Genomic DNA, 17577 nt, shown 5'->3' on the forward strand with positions numbered 1-17577 from the left:
TTGATTCAAATGCCGATAAAACTTGGCTAAAAACAGATTCGAATGCGCATAAAATTTGACGCGGATTTGTCGCGAAATCGATTAAAATTGTAATCAACGCAACAAGGCTTTCGCCCGCGAAAAGGTTGCGTTGCCGCCCGCATGTTAAGGATTTTCGTTGAGCCGGGTAAATCTCAGCTGCCGGCTGGCGATCTGCGGCAACGCGCAGCCGGCCGGCTATGCCGCTGGAATGGGCCGATTCGGCCGGTTCAAAAGCAGAATGTCGCTCAGATCCTCGATTCCGGCAGGAAATTATTTTTTCTAGATATCGCGAAATCGATCGGTGGCACCGACGATCGCCGCGCTTATATCGGGATTTGCGGTGGAATGGGCCGCATGCGCAAGGATGCTGAGCTCGCTTTTCGGCCAGGCGCGGGCCAGTTCCCAGGCGGTGACGAGCGGCGCCTCGATGTCGAACCGTCCCTGCAGCAGGATACCGGGGATGCCGGTGAGCCGCGCGGCGTTCTTCAAAAGCTGGGCGTCCTCCAGCCAGGCGCCATTGCTGAAGTAGTGGGTGATGATGCGGGCCCGTGTTAGCAAATAGGCCGGATCGGCCCAGCGGCGCGGCAGGCCTTGGGGATCGGCGAGCAGAATCGAGGCCGCCTCCCAATCATGCCAGTCGCGCGCCGCCTTGAGGCGCGTCTCCGGGTCCGGAGCGTTGAGGAGACGATGATAGGCGGCAACCATGTCCTCATCTCGTCCCTGGCTGCCTGGGGAAACCGCCTGGCGGAAACGGTGCCATTCTTCAGGAAAGAGCGGCGCCATGCCGCGATAGAGCCAGTCGATTTCCGAGCGGCGGGTGGTGGTCACGCCTGACAGGACGATCGCCGCGACACGCTCCGGATGGGTTTCGGCATAGGCCAGCGCCAGCGTAGAACCCCAGGAATTGCCGAAAAGGAGCCAGGTGCCGATGCCGAGACAGGCCCGCAGCCGTTCGATATCGGCAACGAGATGCCAGGTGGTGTTGAGGGAAAGATCAGTTTCGGAATCGGCAGCACTTGGCAGGCTGCGGCCGCAATTGCGCTGATCGAACAGAATGATTCGGTAGGCATCGGGATCGAAATAGCGGCGCGCCGTGGGCGAACAGCCGGAGCCAGGGCCGCCATGCAACACCAGCGCCGGGCGGCCCGCCGGATTGCCGCAGGCCTCCCAGTAGATCAGGTTGCCATCGCCGGTATCGAGCAGGCCATGATCATAAGGTTCGATTTCCGGATAGAGAGCTGACATCGGTGCGCCTGCGGTCGAAGCGGACCTTATCTATCATCTCGCTGACAAAGGGAAGACGGCGAGGGCGGAGCGCTCCGGGACGCAAAATCACCGCACAATTTTGGGCGACCTCGTTGGGTGCCGATCGGTGTCGCAGCTTGTTCCACACATAATATAATCTACCGACTGGGTGGAACGACTTGCGACAGGAATTCACGCGTGCGTTCCAAAGCCAGATTTGTTGCCGCTTGCAAGTCTCTTGCCGTGAAGTGGAGGCTTTTCAACACGACCTGACCGGGTGCGCACCGGACCTGGCAATAGCGTTCGATGGAAGTCTGTCGAGAATTGGCACCCGCCACGGAATCCGCGGCATCGCCCATTTTCAGCAGCTCTTAAAGGAATTCCCGCAGCGTCTCGCGGGACTGGATCGACAGGAATTCGATCGCCACGCCTTCGACGAAATGGCGCACGACGCGACCACGCATGTTGCCGAGCCGCACGGCCGTTCCGATCGAAGGGCGCATCTCGACGTCGACGGCAGCGCCCGACAGCGAAAGGTCCATGATGCGGCAGGAATAACGCGTGCCGTCCTCGAGCGTCAGCTCGGTCTTCGTGTCGCGCGGCGTCAGACGGTCGTGGCGGCGATCCTCGGGCAGGCCGAGTTCATGCTTGTTGGCAAGCCAGGTGAGCTGGGCCGCGAGTTTCTCGCGTTTCCGGTCGGTGGCGTTGATCGACATGGTGAAGCCACGGCCATCGATCGTCTGGACATAACCTTCGACGCGGCCGAGATGGTCGATATAGGCGACGACGCGTTCGTTGGCGCGCGGCCGGCCGGGGCAGGTGACGTACATGTCGCCAGGCGACATGTCGATCACCATGCATTCGAATTCCTCGTAGTTCGCAAGCATCAGCCGGCCCTGCATATTGATGGGCACGCGCTGGAAAACGCCCTGTTCAGGGCGCGGCGCAGGTCGTTGCGTCTGAGCTGGCTGGAACGAGTGCATCAAAGGGCTTCTTCATCAAGATCGCAGAGACCGATCTTTACCCACAATCCATTAACAGAAGGTTGTTTCGCCCAGTCCCGACATAGCGGAAAACGAGTATATCAGATGTCCTAAAATGGGACCGTCAGCGAACCTCCACGCTCAGCAGCTGCGACACCATGCGGCGCATGACCTGCCCGAAATGGATGCTTTTGCCAGCGACGATCCTGTTGATGGGGCGCAGTTCGGCCGGTGCTGGCTTGTCGAATTTTCCGGGCAGCAGGCGGCTGCGGTCGAGCGCCAGGAATTCGAGCGGTACGATCTCCAGCCAGCTCGCGGCCGCGGCCGGCGCGATCGCACCGAGCAGCCGGTCGCAGGCGCCGTCCGGCGAACGCAGCGGCATCATGATAATCTCGAAGGAGGCCTGATGACCGACGGTGCTGTAGCCGGTGGCGTTGAACAGGGCCGGCATCGCATGGTCCATGACACCCATCGCCGTGCGTTCGATGTCCGCGAGCTGACTATTTGCCCAGAGAGACGAAAAACGTTCGCCGCGCAGGTCACGCCCAAAGAGATCACAGATGCGGGTGCCGGCGAGCCGGAAACCGATATCTCCGCCCTCGCGCCTCTCAAGAATAAACAAACTCTGGAGCAGGTGGGGGACGGCGGAGGGTTCGACCTGTGATTTCAGCGGCGCATCGGCAGCGCCGCGGATACGGTTCCAGTAGTCAAAAATTTCGATGGTCGTTTGCACACGCATTTCACACCAACCTGTCCCATTCCGGATCATTTTCGGGCAGTCATTGCCCGTACAGGCTCTACTATGCGGATTTCATGCCAGATCGCGGCGGTTAAGGTTAAGAAAGGGTTTCGGTTGAGATGCGGTGCCCGTCGTGACACTGTTCCGCATCGCTTCGACTTTCGAAGTTCAGCACAACCTACGGGCCGAGGTCTTTCCTGGAGCTCCCGGTACGCCGTCCGGCACTTCGGACGGCTTTTTTTTTGACAGTCGCTCCTGTATGGCTGTGGCCTCAACGAGGCGAAACACAGATGAATGAGCAGACGGCCGAGCCGCATAGGGCGCCCGAACCTCCCGAGGTCCAGCCGCCGGCACGGCCACCGCGCGAACCGGTCTTCAACCTTCCGCCGGCACTGTTCTTCAGTCTTTGCCTGCTTGGTTTCATCTATGCGGTGCAGGAACTCCTGCTGTCCGACGATGCGCTGAACTGGCTGTTCAACACCTTCGGCTTTAATCCCCACAGCTACGTGACCCCGCTGTCGCAGCAAGGGCTGGAGCTGTTCTGGACGCCCGTCACCTATTCGCTGCTGCACGGCAGCGTCCAGCATATCCTCTTTAACGCCTTCTGGCTGATGGCCTTCGGCGCGCCGGTCGTGCGCCGCATCGGGACGCTGCGTTTCGTGCTCTTCTGGGTTTTTTCCGCCGTCGCCTCCGCCGCCCTGCACGCGGTGCTGAACTGGGGGGATGTGTCACTGCTGATCGGTGCGTCGGGAGTCATCTCCGGGCTGATGGGCGCCGCCTGCCGATTCGCCTTTCCGGCCGAACGGCGGCCGATGGCGCCGGCGCATCTCAATCCCCGGCTTTCCATCGTCGAGGCGCTGAAGAGCCGCACCGTCATCATCTTCATGCTGCTCTGGCTGGTCGGCAACGCGCTGATCGCCGTCGGCATCCCGCTCGTCGGCGACAGCGACCAGGCGATTGCCTGGGATGCGCATATCGGCGGATTCGTCTTCGGATTCTTGCTGTTTTCACTGTTCGACCGGGCGCCGCGCCCGCCGGTGATGGAACCTGACGGAACCGAGAAGGATATGTTGCAATCCTGAGCCGGGCAGTGCACCATCAACCTATCTGCGATGGGGGGAGAAACCGCCGCGGATGCCTGTGACAAGTGTTTCACGGACATAGGAGGTTCGAATGACCAGTTCAGTCAAAGCAATCCTCGACCTGAAAGGCAGGGACGTCATCACTGCCGGGCCGAGCACCACCGTCGCCGAGGCGGCCGCCATCCTCAGCAAGAAAAAGATCGGCGCCATCGTCGTCGTCGGCATGGAGAACAGGATTTCGGGAATGTTCACCGAGCGCGATCTCGTGCATGCGATCGCCAAACACGGCAAGGAAGGCCTCGACCAGTCGCTGGCCCAGGTCATGACCGCGAAGGTCTACCGCTGCCATGAGGATACGACCGTCAACGAGCTTATGGAGCTGATGACCAGCCGCCGTTTCCGTCACGTGCCGGTGGAAAGCAATGGCAAGCTTGCAGGCATCATTTCGATCGGCGACGTGGTGAAATCGCGCATCGCCGAAGTCGAGCGTGAGGCCGAGGAAATCAAGGCCTATATCGCCGGCTGAGGTTTTAGCCGGCCGTGCTTGACCGATGTCGTTATCGCAAAACCGCTGCAGGCTTTTAGACGGCCCTGCATCAGGGGTGGCTGGCGTAGACTTCCTGCATGCGCTTGATCTCGGGGAGCCGGGCCCTGGCTTCCTCGTAGCCGCGTTCGATCGCTTCGCCAGCCCGGTGGAATTCGGAAAGGCCGATATAGCTGAGACGCGGCTGCAGCGAAATATCCGGCGGGTCGCCGGCAAGGCGGGCGCGGGCGATCCTATCCTGGATAATGTTGAAGGCCTGCACCATGACGCCGGTCATACCGAGGCGCGCATAGGGCGCCTCTTCCTGCTTCTGCACTTCCTGCGGAGAGAGGCTGGCATTGTGCCGGACGACGGCCGAGCGGCCGTAGAGATCGTAATTGAGATTGACGGCAACGACGAGCGGCTGTTCGTAGGCGCGGCAGACGGAGACGGGGACGGGATTGACCAGCGCCCCGTCGACCAGCGTGCGATGGTTGCTGCGCACCGGCTCGAAAATGCCGGGCAGGGCATAGGAGGCGCGCAGCGCCGTAATCAGCGAACCATTGGCAATCCAGACCTCGTGGCCGGTATTGACCTCGGCCGCGACCGCGACGAATGGCCGGTCGAGATCCTCGACGTTCAGGCCTTCGAGATGTTCCTGCATGCGCTTGGTCAGCCGCATGCCGCCGAACAGGCCGCTGCCGCCGATGGTGAGGTCGAGGAGACTTGCGATACGGCGCATCGTCAGCGAGCGCGCGAAGCTTTCGAGTTCATCGAGTTTGCCGGCGAGATAGCAGCCGCCGACCAGCGCGCCGATAGAGGTGCCGGCAATCATGCCGATCTCGACCTTAGCCTCGTCGAGTGCGCGCAGCACACCGATATGGGCCCAGCCGCGGGCAGCGCCGCCGCCGAGCGCGAGCGCAATCTTGATTTTCTTTTGAGGCGCCGGAGGCGGGAGCATATCGAGCGTGGTCGACATGCCGGAACCAGAACCCTCGCCTTCAGAGCTTTGACGATGCAGACTCCAGCTCAACATGGCGCTCTCCCCTCCCAGCAGAACACGTGATTTCCGATAGTGTGCCCGATCAGTTTCCAAATGGTATATAGAAGCGGTTTCTGGCGCAATAAGGAGCAAGTACCGGGAAATTCGGGCTATTTTCCGTAGACATCCTGCGGATCGAATTGAAGCTCGTCGTCAACGATATCAAGCATCGGCTTTCCGTCCTGAAGCGTGATCGTCCGGTAGAAACAGGAGCGGCGGCCGGTGTGACAGGTGGCGTCGTGGCCGGCGACCTCGACCTTAAGCCAGATGGCGTCCTGATCGCAGTCGGTGCGGATTTCCTTCACGGTCTGGAGATTGCCGGAGGTCTCGCCCTTCTTCCAGAGCTTGCCGCGCGAACGGCTGAAATAATGCGCCGTGCCGGTCTGAATGGTCAGCGCCAATGCCTGGGCATTCATATGCGCCACCATCAGCAACTCGCCATCGCCAGCGTCGGTGACGATCGCGGTGATCAGGCCGCGGTCGTCGAAACGGGGCGTGAAATCGCCGGCGTCTTCCAACGCCGACTTGTTCTCGGATGGTTGATTGAAGATCAGTTGACTCATCGCGGCCCTCCTGAGGGAGCCGGTATCAGCGGCTCCGCACCATAGTCATGAAACGGGCCTGATCGGCCGGCTCGGTCTTGAACGTTCCCGTAAACGTCGTCGTCAACGTGGTCGAGCCCTGCTTCTGAACGCCGCGCATCGCCATGCACATGTGTTCGGCCTCGATCAACACGGCGACACCGCGCGGATTAAGCGTATCGTCGATTGCCCGGGCGATCTGCGCGGTCATCGTTTCCTGTGTCTGCAGGCGGCGGCCATAGATCTCAACGACACGGGCAATCTTCGACAGGCCGAGCACACGCCCGTCCGGCATGTAGGCGACGTGGGCCTTGCCGATGATCGGCACCATGTGGTGTTCGCAATGCGAGTAGAACGGAATGTCCTTGACGAGGACCATGTCGTCGTAACCGGCGACCTCCTCGAATGTGCGGCCGAGCACGTCTTCCGCCGCCATGTCGTAACCGGAAAAGAGTTCGCGGTACGATTTGACGACGCGGGCCGGCGTTTCGAGCAGGCCTTCACGCGTCGGGTCATCACCGGCCCAGCGCAGCAGAACGCGAACGGCTTCCTCCGCCTCCTGCTGGGATGGGCGATCCGAGTCGCGGTTCGTCTGCGGAAAATTCTTTACGATGGCGTCCATGAACAATGGTCTCCTGGTCCGCACCGCGGACCCATCTGTCGGAATCGCCACTGGTCAATCCCATGCGGGAATTCATGCACCTTTGGCAGGCTCCGGGGCTTTCAGGGCAAGTTCAGCCCGTCCGGCACGGTTTCCCAATCAAACTTACACGAGGCCATTGCATTTTAATGGCCTTCGAACGACATACATATAGGAAGACGGCCATCGTATGTAAGTATCCTCAGACGACACGGTGTGTTTTTTGTTTTGATGACAATAACGCCCCCATAAAGGCCGATCCGCAGTGATTTTGGAGCGGAAATCCAGCATGGACGATATCTACAACAGCAAAATCCTCGAATTCGCCGGCAATATTCCGTTGACCGGCACGCTTGATGATGCGGATGCGACCGCCCAGGCCTATTCCAAGCTCTGCGGCTCGAAGGTGCGGATCTGGCTGAAGATGGACGGCGATACGGTGACCGGTTTTGCCCATGAGGTGAAGGCCTGCGCGCTCGGCCAGGCCTCGTCCTCGATCATGGCCCGCCATGTGGTCGGCGCCACATCGGGGGAATTGCGCCAGGCACGCCAGGACATGCTCGCCATGTTGAAGGCGGATGGAGCGGGGCCCCATGGACGCTTCGAGGACATGCGTTATCTCCAGCCGGTGCGGGACTACAAGGCGCGCCATGCTTCGACGATGCTGACCTTCGATGCGGTCGTTGACGCGATCGGGCAGATCGAGGCGAAACGGGCGGAAGTTGTCGAGGCTTAACTAACATGTGCGAGTTCTGCGCCCAGCAGGCTGACGATGAGGACGACGGTGGCGCCGCCGGATCGGACAAGCCGCGTGAAAAGGCCGCACGCACTTCCCGCAATTACACCGGTCCTTTCCGCAAAACTCCCGACCGCCTGCTCGGCACGGGTCTCATCCGCCTCTACCAGCTGACGCTGTCCGGCTTTGTCGGCAATTCCTGCCGCCATATCCCGACCTGCTCCGAATATGGCTACGAGTCGATCGCCCGCCACGGCCTCTGGGCCGGCGGCTGGATGACGCTGTTTCGCGTCGGCCGCTGCGGCCCGGGCGGCACCAGCGGCCTCGACCAGGTGCCGGAAATACTCGGCGACGGCTTCCGCTGGTGGACCCCTTGGCGCTATTTCACCCTCGGACGCAAGAGAGGGCGCGTGCCATGAGCACCTTCATCGCCCTTCTGCACAGCATTGTCCTGACGCCCGATCGCCGCGTCATCATGCAGGATTTGCGCGCCCTTGCCGAGGAGCTCGGCTATCGCGAGCCGCGCACATTGGTTTCCACAGGCAATCTCGTCTTCGAGGCCGACGATATGCGGCCGCACGAACTCGAAGTAACCCTGGAAGAGGGCTTTGAAGAAAAGTTCGGCAAACATGTCGATATCATCGTGCGCAGCGACTGCACCTGGATGGCGCTTTGCAGCACCAATCCCTTCAAGGACGGCAACGGCGACCAGGTGATCGTCCGGGTGATGCGCCTGCCGGTCGACCCGAAGAAGGTGGAGGCGCTGAAGCCGCTAATGACGGAGGGACAGCGCATCGCCGTCGTCGGCGGCGATCTCTGGATCGATTTCGCCGGCAAGCCGAGCCAATCCAAGCTGCTTTCGGCGCTGACGACCAAGCAGCTTGGCGTCGGTACGATGCGCAACTGGAACACAGTGCGCGGCCTCACCGAAATGATCATGTAGGCCGGCTTCGTCTTTACTCAGACAGGAAATGATGCCGCTACTGACGGTCGGTATGCTGCGCACTGGAACACGGTGCGAACTCTGATGGACATGCTGGATTAGATGCAAGGAAAACACGTCTTCAAAGGTTTTCATCACTTGAGAAAAAATGTACTTGCAGTTGAATAAGTGACAGATATCAGTGTATTTCCTGTTCTAATTTTTGAAATTCCGTCACTGATGAAGCTCTTTCACTATCTCGCGACTGCCTCGCTTTTTCTCGCCGTCTCTATTGCCAACTCCCCGGCAGCTGCTGCAACCGCAGTTGACCCAGCATCGGAAGCCACGTGCCGCCATCTGGCGCGTGATGGCGTAGAAATCGACAATCTCGCTTACTGGCGGGATGCGCTTGCCGCTTGCGAAGCCTATTTGCAGGCAGAACCAAGCTCCATCGACGCCCGTTATTTCTGGCTCGCCAGCAAGTTCAACCTTCAGCAATTCGAACCGGCCCTTGCCGGATTCGAGGAGTTGGCGGCCCATGGGCACGCACCCTCCATGGATTACCTGGCGAAGGCATCTGCTTACGGTCTCGGGCGTGAGCGTGATTTCAAAGCCGCGCTGGCCTGGCTGAGAAAGGCAAGAGAAGCAAACGATCCGCGCTCCGCCGACTATCTTGGAGAGATGTACATGTTGGGGTGGGGCGTTGCGCAGGACTTTGTCATGGCGCGCTCCTATTTCGAACTTGCAGATCGGCTGGGCTACATTCCCGCCAAGAGGTCGCTTGCCTGGATGTATGTGGACGGGATTGGTGTTCCCGTTGACGCCGAGCGGGGTTTTGGACTGCTTTCAGCCGCAGCACAACAGGGCCATGAGAGAGCGACAACGGACATCACATTCCTTTACACGAAAGGCATCGGAACGGAGAAGAATGCCAGCCGCGCCGTTGCCATGCTGGACGACCTGGTGCGGAAAGGTTCCGCCGATGGAATGAGGACGCTTGCTCGATATTATCTGAGAGATGGGGACAAGACGCAGAGAAAGACCGCGCTCGATCTCCTTGAGAAAGCCGTGGCACTTGGCGACGGCAATGCGATGAGGACGCTGGCAGACGTCTACGTGGCGGGCAGAGAGACGAAGCGTGACTTCGCAAAGGCCGAGAGCCTGCTGGATCAGGCAATTGCGCAAGACATACTCGCTGCCTATCGCAGCAAGGCTTTGCTTTTATTGAAGATGCCCGATCCGCGCTATGACCAGGCCATGTACTGGATGAAGGAAGCTGCCTCTCGTGGGAATGCCCGTGCCATGGCAGATGTGGGCGCCATGTATGAGCAAGGTAAAGGTGTGCCGGTAGACGAGAGCGAAGCCCGCATCTGGTATGGAAAATCTGCCGAACTCGGAGATTCCAGCGGCGCCCGACGTTTCGGTCAATCGCTCTATATGGGAACGGGTGGTCCTCGTGACGTCGAAAACGGCGTGAAATGGCTGGAGAAGTCTGCGGCCGCCGGCGAGACAGACGCCATGCGGGTGCTTGCCTATGGTTATGAAAAAGGCGGCGGCCTTCCCAAGGATGTGGTCAAAGCTTTCGAATGGTTCCAGAAGGCGGCGGAGGCAGGGGATACCAACGCATTTCTCGAAGTCGCTGACCGCTCCTATGACGGTTCGGGTACGACTGCCGACGCCCAAAAGTCCTTTGTCTGGTATCTCAAGGCGGCCGAAAATGGTTCGGCCAAGGCCCAGTATTGTGTTGGGCTTTTGTATGAAAGAGGCGAGGGTACGGCTCAGGATTCGAGAGAAGCCGTACACTGGTTTAAGGCCGCTGCAGAGAACGGATTTATCGATGCCTTCGCCGAGCTTGGCGAAATGTACGCCAATGATGCCAACCTGCCGCGGGACGACGGCAAGTCGATCGACTATCTGGAAAAAGGCGCGGCCGCCGGTAACGTCACGGCGATGATCCTGCTCGGCATCAAGTATGAGGATGGCGATGGGGTCGCCCGCGACTATGCGAAAGCGATCGAGTGGTACGAGGCGGCGGCGAACAAGAACTCTGCTGACGCGATGTACAGGCTCGGGACGCTCTATCGAGGAGCGGATGGAAACCTGAAGGATTTCGGCAAAGCTCTGGAATGGCTGACGAAGGCCGGGGCCCATGGCAATGCGAAAGCGCAATACTCCCTGGGCGATATCTACGAATACGGGCAGGGCGTGCCTATTGATCGCTCCAAGGCGCTCAGCTGGTTCATGATGGCGGCCTTCAAGCAATATCCTGAAGCGATGAACGCCGTCGGCTACTACTACCAGAATGGCATCGGCACCAAAGAGGACCAGACCATCGCCCGCAACTGGTATCAGAAGGCGGCCGATGCGGGATCTGCGGCCGGCGCTCTTAATCTTGGGTGGTACTACGAGAACGGCAAGGATCAAGATCAGGCTATCGCATTCCAATATTACAAAAAATCCGCCGAGCTGAATTCGGCCGGCGGCATGTTCTCGCTCGGGCGTTTCTACGACGATGGCCTCGGAATTGCTGTCAACCGGCAAGAGGCCATCAAGTGGTATCTGCGGGCGATGGACACTGGCTACAACAGAGCCGCCTATCGGCTGGCCTATGCCTATGATGCGACCTTCAGTTCGGAAAACGCAGCCGAAAACATCCTTCTGGCAATGCGGCAGGGAGACCGGCAGATTGCCGATGAGTTGAAGGCGTTTTCATCTTTCACCCGCACGGCACTGAAAAGAAGCCTCTCGCGACGCGGCCTTTACGATGGGCCACTGGACGATGAGATTGACCAGCCCTTGAAATCGGCGCTCAGGGATTACGCAATGACCTACGGCGGATAGACGCACGACCTCGTTTCGGTGCCGGATCGCCCCGCTTTTTCTTTACTCGGGCAGCAAATCTGGCTATCAGGCGGCGGCGCATCCAAGGACGGAGGCGCTGTCGTTGCAACCACCCGCATTCGTTGGCGGGACTGGACAAGGAGAATTTCGATGTCCCAAGCTATTTCCCTGACATTTCCCGATGGTTCCGTGCGCAGCTACGATTCTGGCGCAACCGGCCGGGATGTCGCCGAATCCATTTCCAAGTCGCTCGCCAAGAAGGCAGTCGCCGTTGCAATCGACGGCACCGTGCGCGACCTTTCCGATCCCGTGGCGACCGGCCGGATCGAAATCATCACCCGCAATGACGACCGCGCGCTCGAACTCATCCGCCACGACGCAGCGCATGTCATGGCCGAAGCGGTGCAGGAGCTCTGGCCCGGCACCCAGGTGACGATCGGTCCGGTCATCGAAAACGGCTTCTATTACGACTTCGCCAAGAACGAGCCCTTCACACTCGACGATCTGCCGAAGATCGAAAAGAAGATGAAGGAAATCATCGCCCGCAACGCCGCCTTCACCAAGCAGGTCTGGTCGCGCGAGAAGGCGAAACAGGTCTTCGCCGACAAGGGCGAGCAGTACAAGGTCGAACTCGTCGACGCGATCCCGGAAGGGCAGGATCTCAAGATCTATTATCAGGGCGACTGGTTCGACCTTTGCCGCGGCCCGCACATGGCCTCGACCGGCCAGATCGGCTCAGCCTTCAAGCTCTTGAAGGTGGCCGGTGCCTATTGGCGCGGCGACAGCAACAATCCGATGCTGAGCCGCATCTACGGCACGGCCTTCGCCGAGCAGTCGGAACTCGACAACTACCTGCATATGCTTGCCGAAGCTGAAAAGCGCGATCACCGCCGCCTCGGCCGCGAGATGGATCTCTTCCATTTCCAGGAAGAGGGTCCTGGCGTCGTCTTCTGGCACGGCAAGGGCTGGCGCGTATTCCAGACGCTGGTCGCTTATATGCGCCGCCGGCTTGCCGGCGACTATCAGGAAGTCAATGCGCCGCAGGTGCTCGACAAATCGCTGTGGGAAACCTCCGGTCACTGGGGCTGGTACCGCGATAACATGTTCAAGGTGACGGTTGCCGGCGACGACACCGACGACGACCGCGTCTTTGCGCTGAAGCCGATGAACTGCCCCGGCCATATCCAGATCTTCAAGCACGGGCTGAAATCCTACCGCGAGCTGCCGATCCGGCTTGCCGAATTCGGCAATGTCCATCGCTACGAACCGTCGGGCGCGCTGCACGGGCTGATGCGCGTGCGCGGTTTCACGCAGGACGATGCGCATATCTTCTGCACCGACGAGCAGATGGCCGCCGAATGCCTGAAGATCAACGACCTGATCCTTTCGGTCTATAAGGATTTCGGCTTCGACGAAGTCACCATCAAACTTTCGACCCGGCCGGACAAGCGCGTCGGTTCGGACGAACTCTGGGACCGCGCGGAAAACGTGATGATGGGCGTGCTGGAGACGATCCAGCAGCAGTCGAATGACATCAAGACCGGCATTCTGCCGGGCGAGGGCGCCTTCTACGGGCCGAAGTTCGAATATACGCTGAAGGATGCGATCGGCCGCGAATGGCAGTGCGGCACGACGCAGGTCGACTTCAACCTGCCGGAACGCTTCGGCGCCTTCTATATCGACAGCAACTCCGAAAAGACGCAGCCGGTGATGATCCACCGCGCCATCTGCGGCTCGATGGAGCGCTTTCTCGGCATCCTGATCGAGAACTTCGCCGGCCATATGCCGCTTTGGGTATCGCCGCTTCAGGTGGTGGTCGCAACGATCACCTCGGAAGCCGACGCCTACGGGCTTGAAGTGGCCGAGGCGCTGCGCGAGGCCGGTCTCAACGTCGAAACCGACTTCCGCAACGAGAAGATCAACTACAAGGTCCGCGAACATTCGGTCACCAAGGTTCCTGTCATCATCGTCTGCGGCAGGAAGGAGGCCGAGGAGCGCACGGTCAATATCCGCCGCCTGGGCAGCCAGGAGCAGGTTTCGATGGGGCTCGACGCCGCCGTCGAGAGCCTTGCCCTCGAAGCGACACCGCCCGACATTCGTCGCAAGGCCGAAGCAAAAAAAGCCAAGGCGGCCTGAATAGCAGGGATCCGACAGCGCCAGGCTCGGCGCTGTCGGAAATCCGGTCTGCGCGTCGCCCGAGGCCGAGCGGCGCTTCAACGAATCTCCCCATACCAATGATGAAACCTGCTGATTGTACGGCCGGGGGCTTCTAAGTCGCGATAACGAGGCCGTCCTCACGATGGCGCCGCCGAAGCGCGCCTTCCAAACGTCTCGGCTGAGCCGAAACCGCGCGCGGTAAAATCAATCGAGGCTGGTGTCGTCACCGCCCTGCGGCACGAGCTGTTCGTAAGAGGGCAGCGGCTGCACCGGAGCCGGCTGGACACCCGGCGGTGTCGGTGTGCCCACAGGCACCTGCTGCACCGTGCGGGCAGCATCCGCCGGAGGCTGCGGCTGCTGGTCCTTCATCAGGACCTCAACATCGGTGTTCCTGCCGGCGACGACGGTGAAATCGCGCTGATAGATCTTGTCCTTGTTGCGGGCGACGGCGGAATATCCGCCTTCGGCGAGAACCATGGTGGGGAAGGCGCTGACGCTTTCGCCGACGCTGTCGCCGGCCGCCGTCAGGATCGACCATGCGGTATCGGCGATCGCCTCGCCACCGGCGTCGGAGACCAGCTTGAAGGTGATCTGCGCGGCGCGATGCTGGATCGTCGCTTCGGTCAGCTTGCCGGCCTCGACCTGGATGTCGGCGCGGATCACGGCGTTGACGCTGCCATATTCGGAAACGATGTGGTAGGTGCCGGCATTGAGGCGGACAACGGTATTCGGCGAGACATCGGCCATGACGAGGCCGCGCTCGCCATCGTCGCGCACTTCCGAGGAATAGATCGAGAAGCTCAACTGGTCGGGGCGGATGCGGGCATCGGTGCCGGAGACGGCATTGAGGAGCAGGCCGCCGGCATCGAGCACCATCACCTGCTTGTCGACCTCGCCTTCAGCGGGCACGGTCAGTTTCTTGGTGACGCCGGCTCGGCCGAAGGAGACGTTGACGAAATAATCGCCCGGAGCGAGCTGGAAGGCGGCGGGCCCGCCCTTGGCGCTGGCGATCAGCGGCAACTTGCCGTCGGATCCGGCGATCGGGCTGAAGACGTACCAGGAGAGGCCTTCCTCAACCGGCGTGCCGTCCGCCGTCAGCTTGGCCTCCATCGGGACGTCGCGCAGTTTGACCCCTTCGGGCGCCGCACCGGGCGCGATGAAGGCATCGAGCTTCGGCATCTTCGGCGTCGATTCAAGCTGTTTGAATCCCTTGAAGGCATCCTGAGCGCCGGCGCCGAAGGGCGTCAGTATGATCAGGGCAATGGCAAGGCCGATGCGTGCAAAAGGCAAAATGCCAAACATCTGTTTCGTGAACCGATTGACTTCTGAAATCGCAAAGGCCACTTCAAGACCAACGCGATGGCAAATTCAAGACCCACCCTTTGCAGCAGCATAAATAATGAGAGCCTCTCCCGCATGAAATCCGATATCAAGCTGATCGACTACCTCGCCGTGCGCCGCTCCATCCCCGCTTTCCAGATGTGCGAACCAGGCCCCGAGAAGGCCGAGATCGAGGAGATTCTGCGTCTAGCCTCGCGTGTTCCCGATCACGGCAAGATCGCCCCCTGGCGCTTCATCGTCTATCGCGGAGAGCAGCGCGTGCGTCTCGGCGAGGGGCTTCTGACGCTGGCACTTCAGACAAAGCCCGAACTTTCCGAAGAGATGATCCAGGTCGAGCGCAGCCGTTTCACCCGCGCGCCCGTGGTCGTCGCTGTCGTCAGCAAGGCAGGACCGCATATCAAGATCCCGGAATGGGAGCAGTTGATGTCGGCAGGCGCGCTTTGCTTCAACGTCATCCTCGCCGCCAATGCCAATGGTTATGTCGCCAACTGGCTGACGGAGTGGTTCGCCTATGACGAGCGCGCCTATCCGCTGCTCGGCGTCGGTCCGGATGAAAAGGTGGCAGGGTTCATCCATATCGGCTCGACCACATTTCCGGCAATCGAGCGGCCGCGGCCGGAACTTGCCGATACGGTAACCTGGGTCGGCGGAGACGACTGATGTTCTACACCACCGACAGCAACCGGCACGGGCTCGCGCATGACCCGTTCAAGGCGATCGTGTCGCCGCGACCGATCGGCTGGATCGGCAGCAAGGGCAGGGATGGTTCGATCAATCTGGCGCCCTATTCCTTCTTCAATGCCGTTGCCGACCGCCCGAAGCTGGTGATGTTTTCTTCGGCCGGACGCAAGCACAGCCAGCGCAACGCGGCCGAGACCGGCGTCTTCACCTGCAATTTCGTCAGCCGCGATCTCGCCGAGAAGATGAATCTCTCCTCGGCGGCGCTGCCCTACGGCGACAGCGAATTCGATTTCGCCGGCCTGACGCCGAAGCCGGCCGAACTGATCGACGCGCCCTATGTCGGCGAGGCTTTCGCGGTGCTCGAATGCAAGGTCACGGAGATCATCGAGCCGAAGACGCTGTCGGGGGAACCGTCCGAAAACGTCCTGGTCTTCGGCGAAGTGGTCGGCATCCGTATCGATGAAGCGATCGTCAGGGATGGCCGCCTCGACATGTCGATCGCCCGACCTTTGGCCCGCATGGGCTACATGGATTACAGCGAAGGCAGCGAAGTTTTCGAGATGGTCCGGCCGAAGCCGCAGCAAGGCTGAGCCGAACCGGCAAGGTGTCCAAAGCCTTAAGAAGCATGGTGAACCAATCTTAAACCTTTTGCCACTACGGTCGCAGCATTGAATGGAGCGCGAGGGAATCGCGTTCAAGTGCTGGGGCGTCGCGTGATCGTAGAAGCTTTCCTTCGTTGGATCGAAACGGCCAAGACCGGTGACCGGGCCCGGGCCGCAAACGCACTCGGGCGCGCCTATCTGCAGTCCGAAATGTCTGCGGACGAGCGGGCGGCGGCCGAAATGGCGATGACCTTTCTTCTCGACGATCCGTCGCCACGTGTGCGGCTTGCGCTTGCCGAGGCGATCGCCTGGTCGCCCGATGCGCCGCGCAGCCTGATCCTTTCGCTTGCCGAAGACCAGCCCGAGGTTGCCTGCCATGCGGTGACCTGTTCGCCACTTTTGAGCGACGCTGATCTGGTCGACCTTGCCGCGCGCGGCAATGGCGCGACCCGCATGCTGATCGCGGCGAGGGCGCATGTGACGCGCCCGGTCTCCGCCGCGCTTGCGGAGGTCGGCGACGAGGAAGAACTCCTCTGCCTGCTCGAGAATGACGGCGCGGTGATCTCCAGCCTGTCGTTGAAGCGCATCGCCGAACGGCTCGGGGACTGCTGCGATATCCGCAACCTGCTTCTCGACCGAAGCGACCTTCCGGCCGATGCCCGCCAGTTGCTCACCCAGCATGTCAGCAATGCGCTGATCGGGCTGCCGTTGGTGCAGGCGGCGATCGGCCTGCAGCGGCTCCAGCGCATCAGCCGCGAGGCGACCGAGGCTGCCATCGTCTCGATCGCCGGCGATATTGCCCCGCGCGAAATCCCCGACCTCGTCCAGCATCTGCGCCTCAACGGCCGGCTGACGCCATCCTTCCTGATGCATGCGCTCTGCGCCGGCAAGGTGGACTTCTTCGCCGGCGCGATCGTCGATCTGACCGCGTGCAGCGAGCGCCGGGTGCGTTCGATCCTGGCAACCGGGCGTATGCATGCCGTGCGTGCGCTCTACGAGTCCGCCGGCCTGCCGAGGAATATCAGCGTGATCTTTGTCGAGGCGACGATGCTGTGGCGCGACGCCGCCAGAAAAGCGCCGGGCAGCGTGCTCGGCAATGTCTGCGGCCGTCTTCTCGAAAAATTCCGCCATCATGACGCGCATGGCGCGATCGGCGAACTGCTCGACCTGGTGGAAAAGCTGCATGTTAACGAGCAGCGACAATCGGCCCGCGTCTACGCGGCGCTTGCGGCCGCCTAATCAGCGAGCCGCGTCACCACCCAGGAATAGCTGGCGGATACGAAGTGCACCGGTTTGGTGAGTGTGTCCCTGACGCTTTTGCCTGAGGGCAGATGGGCGCGGACCTGCCCGGCGATGCCTTCAGCAAAACCGGCGATCCTTCCTGCCGGTTCCTCGGGCGCTGCGACAGCGACCTCGGGCGCAGCGGCAGGCACGGGCGCCG

At 60.9% G+C, this 17577-nt stretch carries 17 protein-coding genes and 1 pseudogene; 10 read left to right on the forward strand and 8 right to left on the reverse strand.

Annotated elements, in window-relative coordinates; genetic code table 11:
* Nucleotides 1-300: 300 nt before the first annotated feature.
* From pip to MOV76_RS19860, 3 genes are all read right to left on the reverse strand, one after another.
* A complete protein-coding gene (gene pip, locus MOV76_RS19850) occupies nucleotides 301-1266 on the reverse strand; it encodes a prolyl aminopeptidase (protein ID WP_247265129.1) in 966 nt (321 codons plus the stop codon).
* A gap of 371 nt (nucleotides 1267-1637) precedes the next feature.
* Nucleotides 1638-2249 carry a PilZ domain-containing protein gene (locus MOV76_RS19855; RefSeq protein ID WP_018072182.1) on the reverse strand — a complete coding sequence of 204 codons (612 nt, stop codon included), beginning with the start codon at nucleotides 2247-2249 and terminating at the stop codon, nucleotides 1638-1640.
* A 124-nt stretch (nucleotides 2250-2373) separates the two neighbouring features.
* Nucleotides 2374-3018 (reverse strand): PAS domain-containing protein, encoded by a 645-nt coding sequence (locus tag MOV76_RS19860; protein ID WP_113543534.1) that lies wholly within the window; start codon nucleotides 3016-3018, stop codon nucleotides 2374-2376.
* 260 nt (nucleotides 3019-3278) lie between these two features.
* On the opposite strand from MOV76_RS19860, the gene MOV76_RS19865 reads away from it, so the two are divergent.
* Together MOV76_RS19865 and MOV76_RS19870 are read left to right on the forward strand one after the other, a co-directional pair.
* Complete coding sequence (locus MOV76_RS19865; protein ID WP_168338978.1) at nucleotides 3279-4070, forward strand: rhomboid family intramembrane serine protease; 792 nt, start codon at nucleotides 3279-3281, stop codon at nucleotides 4068-4070.
* Between the two features lie 91 nt (nucleotides 4071-4161).
* Nucleotides 4162-4596 (forward strand): CBS domain-containing protein, encoded by a 435-nt coding sequence (locus tag MOV76_RS19870; protein ID WP_112903200.1) that lies wholly within the window; start codon nucleotides 4162-4164, stop codon nucleotides 4594-4596.
* Nucleotides 4597-4666: 70 nt separating this feature from the next.
* Here the strand turns inward: MOV76_RS19870 and MOV76_RS19875 are convergent, their stop codons facing one another.
* The 3 genes from MOV76_RS19875 to folE all read right to left on the reverse strand — a co-directional run bounded on the left by MOV76_RS19875 (nucleotide 4667) and on the right by folE (nucleotide 6838).
* Entirely contained in the window at nucleotides 4667-5629 is a 963-nt protein-coding gene (locus tag MOV76_RS19875; protein WP_018242118.1) for a patatin-like phospholipase family protein, read from the reverse strand.
* Nucleotides 5630-5745: 116 nt separating this feature from the next.
* Nucleotides 5746-6198, reverse strand: coding sequence for a phosphoribosyl-AMP cyclohydrolase (hisI, locus tag MOV76_RS19880; protein ID WP_247265130.1), 453 nt, complete (start codon nucleotides 6196-6198; stop codon nucleotides 5746-5748).
* A 25-nt stretch (nucleotides 6199-6223) separates the two neighbouring features.
* Nucleotides 6224-6838 (reverse strand): GTP cyclohydrolase I FolE, encoded by a 615-nt coding sequence (gene folE, locus MOV76_RS19885; RefSeq protein WP_017960561.1) that lies wholly within the window; start codon nucleotides 6836-6838, stop codon nucleotides 6224-6226.
* A 307-nt stretch (nucleotides 6839-7145) separates the two neighbouring features.
* Here folE and MOV76_RS19890 point away from each other — a divergent pair, with 307 nt between their 5' ends.
* From MOV76_RS19890 to thrS, 5 genes are all read left to right on the forward strand, one after another.
* Nucleotides 7146-7592 (forward strand): iron-sulfur cluster assembly scaffold protein, encoded by a 447-nt coding sequence (locus tag MOV76_RS19890; RefSeq protein ID WP_018445265.1) that lies wholly within the window; start codon nucleotides 7146-7148, stop codon nucleotides 7590-7592.
* A gap of 5 nt (nucleotides 7593-7597) precedes the next feature.
* Complete coding sequence (gene yidD / locus MOV76_RS19895; RefSeq protein ID WP_247265131.1) at nucleotides 7598-8011, forward strand: membrane protein insertion efficiency factor YidD; 414 nt, start codon at nucleotides 7598-7600, stop codon at nucleotides 8009-8011.
* Nucleotides 8008-8535: a DUF1697 domain-containing protein gene (locus MOV76_RS19900; protein WP_028733743.1), complete on the forward strand. Its 528-nt coding sequence runs from the start codon at nucleotides 8008-8010 to the stop codon at nucleotides 8533-8535. The genes yidD and MOV76_RS19900 overlap by 4 nt, the downstream gene beginning before the upstream one ends.
* Before the next feature lie 219 nt (nucleotides 8536-8754).
* The gene (locus MOV76_RS19905; protein ID WP_247265132.1) at nucleotides 8755-11355 is read left to right on the forward strand and encodes a tetratricopeptide repeat protein; all 2601 of its coding nucleotides are present in this window, start codon (nucleotides 8755-8757) and stop codon (nucleotides 11353-11355) included.
* Nucleotides 11356-11505: 150 nt separating this feature from the next.
* The gene (gene thrS / locus MOV76_RS19910; protein ID WP_247265133.1) at nucleotides 11506-13491 is read left to right on the forward strand and encodes a threonine--tRNA ligase; all 1986 of its coding nucleotides are present in this window, start codon (nucleotides 11506-11508) and stop codon (nucleotides 13489-13491) included.
* 225 nt (nucleotides 13492-13716) lie between these two features.
* On the opposite strand, the gene MOV76_RS19915 is transcribed toward thrS, so the two are convergent.
* Nucleotides 13717-14814: a hypothetical protein gene (locus tag MOV76_RS19915; RefSeq protein ID WP_168338981.1), complete on the reverse strand. Its 1098-nt coding sequence runs from the start codon at nucleotides 14812-14814 to the stop codon at nucleotides 13717-13719.
* A gap of 114 nt (nucleotides 14815-14928) precedes the next feature.
* On the opposite strand from MOV76_RS19915, the gene MOV76_RS19920 reads away from it, so the two are divergent.
* The 3 genes from MOV76_RS19920 to MOV76_RS19930 all read left to right on the forward strand — a co-directional run bounded on the left by MOV76_RS19920 (nucleotide 14929) and on the right by MOV76_RS19930 (nucleotide 17375).
* On the forward strand, nucleotides 14929-15513 hold the full coding sequence (locus MOV76_RS19920) for a nitroreductase (RefSeq protein WP_130758774.1): 585 nt from the start codon (nucleotides 14929-14931) through the stop codon (nucleotides 15511-15513).
* Nucleotides 15513-16124 (forward strand): flavin reductase family protein, encoded by a 612-nt coding sequence (locus tag MOV76_RS19925; protein ID WP_130758773.1) that lies wholly within the window; start codon nucleotides 15513-15515, stop codon nucleotides 16122-16124. Before MOV76_RS19920 ends, MOV76_RS19925 begins: the two co-directional genes overlap by 1 nt.
* 108 nt (nucleotides 16125-16232) lie before the next feature.
* Nucleotides 16233-17375 (forward strand): DUF2336 domain-containing protein, encoded by a 1143-nt coding sequence (locus MOV76_RS19930; RefSeq protein ID WP_026230507.1) that lies wholly within the window; start codon nucleotides 16233-16235, stop codon nucleotides 17373-17375.
* Here MOV76_RS19930 and MOV76_RS19935 read toward each other — a convergent pair.
* Nucleotides 17372-17577: pseudogene (locus MOV76_RS19935) on the reverse strand (hypothetical protein); the annotation flags it as partial. The gene MOV76_RS19930 and the pseudogene MOV76_RS19935 overlap by 4 nt on opposite strands.

Source organism: Rhizobium sp. PRIMUS64, from assembly GCF_023006465.1.
Taxonomy (GTDB): domain Bacteria; phylum Pseudomonadota; class Alphaproteobacteria; order Rhizobiales; family Rhizobiaceae; genus Rhizobium; species Rhizobium leguminosarum.